Source organism: Kribbella sp. NPDC058693 (genome assembly GCF_042715335.1).
GTDB classification, from domain to species: domain Bacteria; phylum Actinomycetota; class Actinomycetes; order Propionibacteriales; family Kribbellaceae; genus Kribbella; species Kribbella jiaozuonensis.
Genome location: NZ_JBHXSQ010000001.1, coordinates 397502 through 407620, shown reverse-complemented (window position 1 = coordinate 407620; position 10119 = coordinate 397502). Strand labels below are relative to the sequence as shown.

General features: G+C 68.3%; 9 protein-coding genes. 5 read left to right on the top strand and 4 right to left on the bottom strand.

Annotated elements, in window-relative coordinates:
* Positions 1-157: 157 nt before the first annotated feature.
* From ACFWUU_RS01940 to ACFWUU_RS01930, 3 genes are read left to right on the top strand one after another with little or no spacing between them, the layout of a single operon-like run.
* The gene (locus ACFWUU_RS01940) at positions 158-1150 is read left to right on the top strand and encodes an ABC transporter permease (RefSeq protein WP_137254332.1); all 993 of its coding nucleotides are present in this window, start codon (positions 158-160) and stop codon (positions 1148-1150) included.
* Positions 1151-1197: 47 nt separating this feature from the next.
* Positions 1198-2325 (top strand): ABC transporter ATP-binding protein, encoded by a 1128-nt coding sequence (locus tag ACFWUU_RS01935; RefSeq protein ID WP_380171869.1) that lies wholly within the window; start codon positions 1198-1200, stop codon positions 2323-2325.
* A gap of 17 nt (positions 2326-2342) precedes the next feature.
* Positions 2343-3362: an ABC transporter ATP-binding protein gene (locus tag ACFWUU_RS01930; RefSeq protein ID WP_137254334.1), complete on the top strand. Its 1020-nt coding sequence runs from the start codon at positions 2343-2345 to the stop codon at positions 3360-3362.
* 54 nt (positions 3363-3416) lie between these two features.
* On the opposite strand, the gene ACFWUU_RS01925 is transcribed toward ACFWUU_RS01930, so the two are convergent.
* The gene (locus ACFWUU_RS01925) at positions 3417-3953 is read right to left on the bottom strand and encodes a hypothetical protein (RefSeq protein ID WP_380171867.1); all 537 of its coding nucleotides are present in this window, start codon (positions 3951-3953) and stop codon (positions 3417-3419) included.
* 138 nt (positions 3954-4091) lie between these two features.
* On the opposite strand from ACFWUU_RS01925, the gene ACFWUU_RS01920 reads away from it, so the two are divergent.
* The gene (locus ACFWUU_RS01920; protein WP_380171865.1) at positions 4092-6089 is read left to right on the top strand and encodes a sensor histidine kinase; all 1998 of its coding nucleotides are present in this window, start codon (positions 4092-4094) and stop codon (positions 6087-6089) included.
* Positions 6086-6751 (top strand): response regulator, encoded by a 666-nt coding sequence (locus ACFWUU_RS01915; protein WP_380171863.1) that lies wholly within the window; start codon positions 6086-6088, stop codon positions 6749-6751. The genes ACFWUU_RS01920 and ACFWUU_RS01915 overlap by 4 nt, the downstream gene beginning before the upstream one ends.
* On the opposite strand, the gene ACFWUU_RS01910 is transcribed toward ACFWUU_RS01915, so the two are convergent.
* The 3 genes from ACFWUU_RS01910 to ACFWUU_RS01900 form a co-directional block, all read right to left on the bottom strand.
* A complete protein-coding gene (locus ACFWUU_RS01910) occupies positions 6714-8021 on the bottom strand; it encodes a sugar ABC transporter permease (protein WP_380171861.1) in 1308 nt (435 codons plus the stop codon). The genes ACFWUU_RS01915 and ACFWUU_RS01910 overlap by 38 nt on opposite strands.
* Entirely contained in the window at positions 8018-8833 is an 816-nt protein-coding gene (locus ACFWUU_RS01905) for an ATP-binding cassette domain-containing protein (RefSeq protein ID WP_137254338.1), read from the bottom strand. Before ACFWUU_RS01905 ends, ACFWUU_RS01910 begins: the two co-directional genes overlap by 4 nt.
* Before the next feature lie 124 nt (positions 8834-8957).
* Positions 8958-10040 (bottom strand): substrate-binding domain-containing protein, encoded by a 1083-nt coding sequence (locus tag ACFWUU_RS01900; protein ID WP_137254339.1) that lies wholly within the window; start codon positions 10038-10040, stop codon positions 8958-8960.
* Positions 10041-10119: the final 79 nt, after the last annotated feature.

The following is a 10119-nucleotide window of genomic DNA, read 5'->3' as shown; positions in this document are numbered from 1 at the left end:
CCAAAACCCCCCCCCCACCGCCAATCTTCGTTTACCCCTGTTTGTCCCTTAACCACCCTTTCGGGCCCCTTTTTTATTTTTTTTTCTTTAATTCACGGGTTTTGTGTCCCCCCCCCCCCCGCCCGCCCACCACATCGATCGGTGAGGAGACAATCCCGTGCTCTATTTCGTGGCGCGCCGACTGGTCAGCGCGCTCAGTGTCGTGTTGGCAACGCTGATCGCGACCTTCGCGTTGTTCTTCATCGCGCCGACCGATCCGGCCGGTGCGATCTGCGGCGAGCGCCAGTGCACCCAGCAGCGCTACAACGAGATCAGGCAGAACCTGCATCTCGACCGCCCCAAGGTGCAGCAGTTCGCGGAGTACACCGCGGGAATCTTCACCGGCCGCGACTTCACCACGTCGGGTGTCACGCAGCACTGCGCGGCGCCGTGCCTCGGCTTCTCGTTCAAGAACGACCGCCCGGTCACGGAGATGATCAAGACCCGGTTCCCGGTGACGGTCTCGCTGGTGCTCGGGTACGCCGTCCTGGTCCTGACGATCGGTGTGTTCGTCGGATCGATGGCGGCGAAGAGACGCGGGACCCTGGGCGACCGGGCACTGATGACCAGCACGCTGGTGGTCAGTTCGGTGCCGTACTACATCGTCGCCCTGATGGTCGCCCTCTACCTGACCGTGCTCTATCCGATCCTTCCACGGGGTGAATGGACTCCACCCTCGGAGAATCCGGCGAAATGGTTCGCCGGTCTGCTGACACCGTGGCTGGTACTCGGCATCTACAACTGCACCGCGTACGCGCGGTACTCACGCGGCTCCATGGTCGAGACGCTGAGCGAAGACTTCATCCGCACCGCGCGGGCCAAGGGCCTGTCCGACCGCGTGGTCACCTACAAGCACGCGCTGCGCTCCGGGTTGATCCCGGTCGTCACGATCTTCGGTCTGGACGTCGCCGGCAGCCTCGGCGGCGCGATCTTCACCGAACGGATCTTCGACCTCCCCGGTCTCGGCGTACTCGTGCTCGACAGTTTGAACAGCTACGACCTGCCGGTGATCATGGGCACCGTGCTGGTTGCCTCGGTCATCATTGTCGTGATGAACCTGCTGGTGGACATCGGCTACAGCCTGATCGACCCGCGGGTGAGGCTGTCGTGAGCACCCCAGCACCTGAAGACAGGGCCCCCGAAGACCGGAAGGACAGCATGGCCGAGAGTGCAGCCACTCCGGCGGACGCGACCGCGCCCGCCAAGCGTGGCCCGTCGGTCGCCACCCGTGAGCGCCGCGACGGTTCGATCAACCCCAGCGGTGAGACGCCGTACCTGGTGGTCGAGGACCTGAGCGTGAAGTTCCCGACCGCGGACGGTCTGGTCAGCGCGGTGAACGGGCTGAGCTACTCGGTCCCGCTCGGCCGCACGCTGGCGATCGTCGGTGAGTCCGGATCCGGCAAGTCGGTGTCGAGTATGGCCGTGATGGGCCTGCACGACCGCAAGCGGACCCGGATCACCGGCTCGATCCGGCTCGGCGGCGACGAGCTGCTCGGCCTGTCCGAGAACGACCTGATGAAGATCCGCGGCGACGCGGTGTCGATGGTCTTCCAGGACCCGCAGTCCTCGCTGCACCCGCTGTACACGATCGGCAACCAGCTGGTCGAGGGGTACCGCGTGCACCACAAGGTCTCCAAGGACGTCGCGAAGAAGCGGGCGCTGGAGATGCTCGAACTGGTCGGCATCCCGAACCCGCCGCGGCGGTTCGCGCAGTACCCGCACGAGTTCTCCGGCGGTATGCGGCAGCGCGCGATGATCGCGATGAGCCTGATCAACGACCCGAAGCTGGTGATCGCCGACGAGCCGACCACCGCGCTGGACGTGACCGTGCAGGCGCAGATCCTGGACCTGCTGAACAACCTGCAGAAGGAGTTCGGCTCCGCGATCGTGCTGATCACGCACGACCTCGGCGTGGTCGCCGAGATGGCCGACGACGTCTTGGTGATGTACGCCGGGCGTTGCGTCGAGTACGGCACCGCCGCCGACGTACTGGCCAACCCGCGGATGCCCTACACCTGGGGTCTGCTCGAGTCGATCCCGACCGTGTCGGCCGCGAGCGAGCGGCTGCGCCCGATCAAGGGCCTGCCGCCGAGCCTGCTGAACCTGCCGGACGGCTGCTCGTTCAGCGCCCGGTGCCCGTACGTCGAGCGGGTCAAGGGTGAGCTCTGCACCACCCAACTGCCGGACCTGCTGCCGGTGGACGGTGCCGGTGCCCATACGTCCCGTTGTCACCTGCACGACAAGGCCTCGATCTACGAGGCCGAGGTCGCGCCGAGACTGGGCTGACGAGGGACTGAGGAGATATGAGCGAAACATTGCTGCAGGTCCGCGACCTGAAGATGCACTTCCCGATCAAGGAAGCTGCCGGTCTCGCCCGGACCAAGAAGGTCGTGCAGGCCGTCGACGGCGTCAGCTTCGATCTGAAGCAGAGCGGCAGCCTGGGCCTGGTCGGAGAGTCCGGGTGCGGCAAGTCGACCACCGGCCGGATGATCACCCGGCTGCTGACCCCGACGGCCGGCCAGATCCTGTTCAAGGGCACCGACATCGCGCAGCTGAAGGAGCGGGACCTGCGCCCGTTCCGCCGGCAGCTGCAGATCGTGTTCCAGGACCCGTACAGCTCGCTGAACCCGCGCCAGACGGTCAGCAACATCATCAGTACGCCGCTGCGCGTGCACAACCTGGTCAAGAAGGGCAAGGAACTCGCCCGGGTCCAGGAGCTGCTGGAGCGGGTCGGTCTGAACCCGGAGCACCACAACCGGTACCCGAACGAGTTCTCCGGCGGCCAGCGGCAGCGCATCGGCATCGCCCGGGCGCTCGCGGTGGAGCCCGAGGTGATCATCGCCGACGAGCCGGTGTCCGCACTGGACGTGTCGATCCAGGCCCAGGTGATGAACCTGCTCGAGGACCTGCGCCGCGATCTCGGCATCGCGTTCGTGTTCATCGCGCACGACCTCGGCGTGGTCCGGCACTTCTGTGACGAGGTCGCGGTGATGTACCTCGGCAAGATCGTCGAGCAGGGCTCGCGGGACCAGATCTACAACGCCCCGCAGCACCCGTACACGCAGGCCCTGCTGTCGGCGGCGCCGGACCTCGGCACGATCCGCGGGGTCCCGCCGAAGGAGCGGATCCGGCTGGTCGGCGACGTACCCTCGCCGATCGACCCGCCGAGCGGCTGCCGGTTCCGGACCCGCTGCTGGAAGGCGGAGGACATCTGCGCCACCCAGGAGCCACTGCTGGAGATCAAGCCGCAGTCCAGCCCGGGCCACACGGCCGCCTGCCACTTCGCGGAGCCCAAGGTCGACCTGACCGCCGCCACGGCGTAACCAACGGAGAAAGCCCCCGTCAACGACGACGGGGGCTTTCTCATGCGCTCGGCGTCAGTGCAGTTTGGTGAGGAGGCTGCCGACGGCGGTCCAGCAGACGCCCCAGAGGGTGATGGCGATGAAGTGGGGTACGTCGCCTAGGGCCAGGCCGATCGGGATGGTCAGGGGCCAGAGGCCGGTGATCAGGGGGAGCGCGCGGGCTGCGCCGGACCAGAGGCGGGCTCGGAGGATGGCGATGCCGGCGATGGTCAGGCCGAGGGCGGACAGCATCATGAAGGCGCTGAAGAACGGGATGGCCTTGTCCTGGTCGGCGACCGCGTAGAAGTGGGCCAGCGCGAAGAGGGTCATCGTGACGGCGACGGCGCTCAGGGCCTTGTGGGCAAGCGGTACGGCGGTGGTCGCGCGGCGTAGGCCGAGGACGCCGGCGGTGGAGAGCAGGGCGCTCGCGCCGGCGAAGGCGAACCAGGTGCTGTCGGCGATGTTCGCGTCGATCGCGGCGACGGTTCCGGCGGCGACGATGCCTAGCCCGCCGACGATGGTTGTCCAGGCGAGCGGGCGGAGCGCAGTGTGGGTGGTGGTGATGGTGGTCATGGAAGGTCCCCCTTGGAGCGGTTGTCTGATGTCTCCAAGCTCGGCGTGGGCTGACCTGGATCGACAGGGCACGTAACCCGGCCCGGCCGGGACATTTGCCTAGAGACAGCGGGTAGTCCGGCACCGCACCATGGGCACGTGAGCATCGATCGACGGGCCTGGGTGGGGCTGCTGCTCGGGCTTGTCCTGGTCGAGGCGGTGGCTGCGGTCGTCGGTGCGGTAGCGACCGGGCTCAGCTACTCGCAGGCCCGCGACAGCTTCATGATCCCCAACGCGGTCGTCGGCATCAGTTGCGCTGTGTCGGGTGGCCTGATCGCGTGGCACCGGCCGCGGAACTGGCTGGGCTGGTTGCTCCTGGGCGCGGGGATCGCGCAGACCGGGACGCCGGCGGTAACGCCGTGGTTGATCCATGCGCTGGAAGGCACCGGTTCGGCAGAGTTGCCGGCGACCCTGTATTCGCTGTTGTGGCCGTGGTCGGTGAGCTTGTTCATACCGTTGGCCTTGCTGGTCTTCCCGGATGGCAAGTTGCTGTGGCGGGCAGCGCTGGTTGTTGCCTTGGTCAACGCTCCGGTGCAGGTCTTGCTGTTCAGTGCCGACCGGAACCCGCTGGCTGCGGTCGATGGACTCGCGGCACAGGATCGAGCCGTCTCATGGCTGCGGATTCCGGCGCTCGACGGGTTGGTGCCGTTGCAGACCATCTCCGACCTGCTGCTGGCCGGGACGTTCCTGGCGGCCATCGCCGGGCTCGTGGTCCGCTACCGGCGCGGTGACGAACGGGTGCGCCGGCAACTGCTCTGGTTGTTGCTAGCAGCAACGGTCGCCGCTGTGCTGGTCGTGTCGTTGCGCTTCGCCGGACCGATCGGCAGCACCGGCTTCCCGATCATCGTCCTGACGCTGGTCGCGTTGATCCCGGCGTCGATGACGGTCGCCGTACTGCGGTACCAGCTGCTCGACATCCGGCTGGTGTGGTCCCGGACGGTGACCTATCTGCTGTTGACGGCCGCGGTCGCGGCCGCGTACCTCGGGCTGGTCGAGGTGACGGACCGTTTGCTCCGCCCGCGGATCAACGCCAGTGGTGCTGTGCTGGCCACCTTGGTGGTCGCGATCGGGTTCAATCCGGTCCGCGTTCGGCTGCAGCGGCTCGTGGATCGCTTGTTTTACGGGGATCGCGGCAACCCGGTACGTGCGGCGTCCTCGGTTGCGGCGCAGCTGACCGGGGCGTCGCAGCCGGCCGACGTACTGCCGGCTGTGTGTCAGGCGTTGCGCCTTCCGCACGCCGCTCTGGCGGACGAGGCCGGCGTGATTCGCGGGGAGCATGGGGTCCGGCCGGCGTTGCTGGTAGAAATTCCGCTGCTGCAAGCGGGTGCACCGGTTGGCGAGCTCCAGGTTGGTGTGCGGCCAGGCGAGAAGCGGTTGTCTGCGGCGGATCGGGTTGTGCTCGAACTGATGGCTGCCCCGCTGGGTGTTGCCTTGCGGGCGCAGGCGCTGTCGGACGCCGTACAACAGTCGCGGCGGGAGTTGGTCGCGGCGCGTGAGGAGGAGCGGCGGCGGTTGCGGCGGGATCTGCATGACGGGTTGGGTCCGGCGTTGACCGGGATCGGGTTCCGCGCCGATGCCGTGATGAACCTCGCGGACGATCCGGTGCAGCCGCTGGCCGCCGAGATCCGCGCGATCGTCGACAATGCGATCGCCGACGTACGGCGGCTGATCAACCAGCTGCATCCGTCCGCGCTGGACGAGGTCGGGTTGGTGGAAGCGGTACGACGGCATGCGGCGCTCGTCGATCGCCGGGGCGACGGATCACCGTTGCAGGTGACGGTCCGGGCGGATGAGGTGCCTGACGGGTTGCCGGCGGTCGTGGAGGTCACGGCGTACCGGATCGTCACTGAGGCGTTGACGAATGTCGCGCGGCACTCGCGGGCGGGGGAGGCCGAGGTGCGGATCAGTGGTGACGGGCGTGCGCTGCGACTGTCGATCGTCGACGACGGGCCTGCGGTCAACGGGCAATGGGTTCCGGGGGTGGGGTTGACGTCGATGCGCGAGCGGGTGGCTGAGTTGGGCGGCACGCTGGTGGCGGAAGGTACTGCGACCGGTGGCCGGGTTCAGACCTGTTTGCCGTTGGAGGTTTCGCGATGACGGTCCGGGTGGTGCTGGCCGACGACCATCCCGTCGTACGGGACGGGTTGCAGGTACTGCTCGCCTCGGTGGACGGGATCTCGGTGGTGGGCGTCGCCGCGAACGGGCCGGAGGCGGTCCGCGCCGCGGTGACACTGCAGCCCGACGTACTTGTGATGGACATTCACATGCCCGGCGGGGACGGCGTCGCGGCGACGCAGGAGGTCGCTCGGGTGGCGCCGGCGGTCGGCGTACTGATGCTGACGATGCTGGACGACGACGAGACCGTGCGGGCAGCGGTGCGCGCGGGTGCGGCGGGGTATGTGCTGAAAGGGTCGTCGCAGCAACAAATCGTCCGGGCGATCCAGGCGGTTGCCGCGGGGGACTCGATCCTCGGCTCGGGCGTCGCCCGTCACGTACTCGACGCCGCCGCGGGGCGGGTCAGCGCACCGCCGGATCCCTTGCAGGCGTTGACGCCGCGGGAACGTCAGATCCTCGAACTGCTGGCCGGCGGACTGTCGACGACCGCGATGGCGACCCGGCTCGCCCTCACGCCGAAGACCGTCAACAACAATCTGTCGACGATCTTCGGCAAACTCGGCGTCGCCAACCGGACCGAAGCGGCCCTCCTGGCCCGGGGAGCTATCAGGCCCGACCGTGCGCCTGGCGGCTCCGGCGGCTGAGGGAGTCGATGGTGACGGCGATCAACAGCACGCCGGCAGTCACCATGTAGCGGACGCTCGAGTCCAGGCTCAGCAGCGCGAGGCCGTTGGAGATCGACATGATCACCAGCGCGCCGAGCAGAGCGGAGTACGCCGACCCGCGGCCGCCGAACAGGCTGGTGCCGCCGATGACGGCTGCCGCGATCGCGTTCAGGTTGGTGTCGCCGCCGCCGCTGCTCTGGTTGACCGCGACCAGCCGGGCCGCCGCGAGGATTCCACCGACAGCGGCGAACGTCGAGCAGGCCGCGAACACGGACAGGTAGATCATCCGCACGTTGATACCGGCCCGCCGTGCGGCCTCCACATTGCCGCCGACCGCGACGACCGAGCGGCCCCAGCGAGTACGCCGTACCGCGAGATCCGTCGCGACCACCAGCGCGAGGAACAGCAGGAACATCGACGAGACACCGCGATCGCCGTTCAGGATCAGCACTGCCACCAGCAGCACGACAGCCATCGCGGCGGCCTTGATCACGATCATCGATGTCGGCGCCGTCGAGAGTCCGGCCGCAGCCCGGGCGCCCCGGGTGCGGAGACGAGTCAACACGTACGCCGCGACCACGACTGCGATCAGGGCGTAGGCGATCGCGGGGGAGAGGAAGCTCCGGGTCGCGAAGCCGACCAGCGCCGAGTCGTACGGGAGGTTCAGCGAACCTTCCTTCCCGAGTACCAGCAGCTGCAGGCCGAGGAAGCCGAGCAGACCGGCCAGCGTGATCACGAAGCTCGGTACGCCGAAGCGTGTGTAGAGCGCGCCGTAGAACAAGCCGATGACCAGGCCGAGGGCGATGCCGACCACCAGCGACAGCACCAGCGGCCAGCCCTTGTTGACGAAGGTGACGCCGAGAACCGCCCCGGACAGACCGCTGACCGAACCGACGGACAGGTCGATCTCACCCAGCAGCAGGACCAGGACGATGCCGAGGGCAATCACGCCGACCGAGGTGGTCTGCAGCGTCAGGTTCACCAGGTTGCGGCTGGACAGGAAGGACCCGTTGGCGATCTGGAAGACCGCCCAGATGATGATCAGGCCGATGACGACCGGGACCGAGCCCAGGTCGCCGGACCGGAGCCGGGCGGTGAACGCGGAGACGGCGCCGCTGACGCCGCTGCTCGCGATCAGCCGCTCGTCCTGGAGGTCGGCCGGCAGCTGGTCGACCCCGTTCGGCTCGGGCGTAGCCGGCGTACTGCTGGTGTCGTCCTGGGGACGGGTGCCCGATCCGTGCAGGCTCATGATGCGGGACCCTCCTCCCGGCTTCGGCGCGCTGCACGCTCCGAGACCGCGTTGTCGGTGGCGCCGGTGATGGCGGCGATGATGTCTTGCGTCCTGGTCTCGCTGACCACGAAGACGCCGTTGTTGCGGCCGAGACGCAGTACGGCGACCCGGTCGGCGACCGCCATCACGTCGGCCATGTTGTGGCTGATCAGGATCACGGCGAGCCCGCGTTCGCGCAGCCGCTCGACCAGGTTCAGCACCTCGGCGGTCTGAGCCACGCCGAGGGCCGCGGTCGGTTCGTCCAGCATCACGACCTTGGGTTTACCGAGCAGGCTGCGGGCGATCGCGACGGTCTGCCGCTGGCCGCCGGACAGGCTGGCGACCGGGATCCGGACCGACGGGATCTTCGCGGACAGCTGCCGGAGCAGCTCCCACGACTGGCGTTCCATCTCGACCTCGTCCAGGACGCCGCCGTGGCGGAGCTCGCGGCCGAGGTAGAGGTTCGCGACCACGTCGAGGTTGTCGCACAGCGCCAGGTCCTGGAACACGGTGGCGATGCCGAGCTGCTGCGCCTCGGCCGGGCTGCCGACCCGTACTTCGCGGCCGTCGAACACCATCGTCCCGTCGTCGGCGGTGTAGACGCCGGCGATGGTCTTCACCAGCGTGGACTTGCCGGCGCCGTTGTCGCCGACCAGCGCCAGTACTTCGCCGGCACGCACGTCCAGCTCGATGTTCTTCAGGGCCTGTACGGCGCCGAACCGCTTGGAGATCCCCTGCAGCGTCAGCACCGTACCGGCGCCGACGTCGGGAGGAGCCGGGGTAACAGTCACGAGTGAGCCTCCTGGACTTATTTCACGCCATGATCCTCGCCGGGGGCGCGGTTGGGGAGAGGTCCGGCGTAGCCCCCCGCACCTCACTGCGGGGGGCTACGCCGAGGGCGGATCGAAATGCGGGTCAGTTGGCGGTCAGACCGGCCGCGGTGCAGGCGGCGGCGAACGCCGCGGTGCAGATGTCGCTGACCTTGTAGATGTTGTCCTTGACAACGGTGTCCTTGATGTTGGCCTTGGTCACTGCGACCGGGTCGAGGATCGTCGACGGTACGCCGCTCTTCTCGGTGGTCGACTCGGGCTTGCCGCCGTTCGCCAGCGCGACCGCGCCCTTCGCGGCGGCCTCGGCCTGCGGCTTGACCGCCTTGTAGATCGTCATCGCCTGGTCGCCGGCGACGATCCGCTGGATCGCGGCCAGCTCGGAGTCCTGACCGGTGACCGGCGGCAGCGGCGTCACGCCACCACCCTTGAGGGCTGCGATCGCGCCACCCGCCGTACCGTCGTTGGCGGCGTACACGCCGACCAGGCCGTTCTTGATCGCGCTCAGCTGGCCTTCCATCCAGGCCTGGGCCTTGTCCGGGCTCCAGTCCGGGGTGTCGAACTCGGCGGCGATCTTGAACCCGCTCGAGTCGAGCACGCTGTGCGCGCCCTTCTTGAAGTCGGCCGCGTTCGGGTCGGTCGGCGCGCCGTTGATCATCGCGAGGTTGCCGGACGTCTTGCCGGCCGCCTTCAGGTCGTCGACCAGGGTCTGCGCCTGCAGCTTGCCGACCGCCTCGTTCTCGAACGAGACGTAGTAGTTGGCGTTCTCGATGAACCGGTCGTACGCGACCACCGGGACGTTCTGCGCCTTCGCGGAGCTGACGACGGCCGCGGCGGCCTTGCCGTCGACCGGGTCGAGGACCAGCACGTTCGCGCCCTGGGTGAGCGCGGCCTCGGCCTGCGTCTGCTGCTTGGCCGCGTCCTGGTCGGCGTTGCTGTAGATCAGCTGGCAGTCGGCGCAGGCGGCCTTCAGGGCCTCGGTGAACAGCGGCCGGTCGAGCGCCTCGTACCGGGTGGTCTTCGACTCGGGCAGCAACAGCGCGATCTTCTTCGCGCCGCCTGAGCCGCTGCCGGAGTCGCCTCCGTTGTCACTGCCACAGGCCACCAGGGAGACGGCGAGGGCCGAGACGGCGATGCCGAGGCCGACGAGACGGGTTGCTGAGACGGACATATGGCGGCTCCTTGACGAGACGGCCCGATTGGCCTGCCCGAAGTCAAGCCCTCCGAGGTCTTGGCGTCAAGACTTGAAT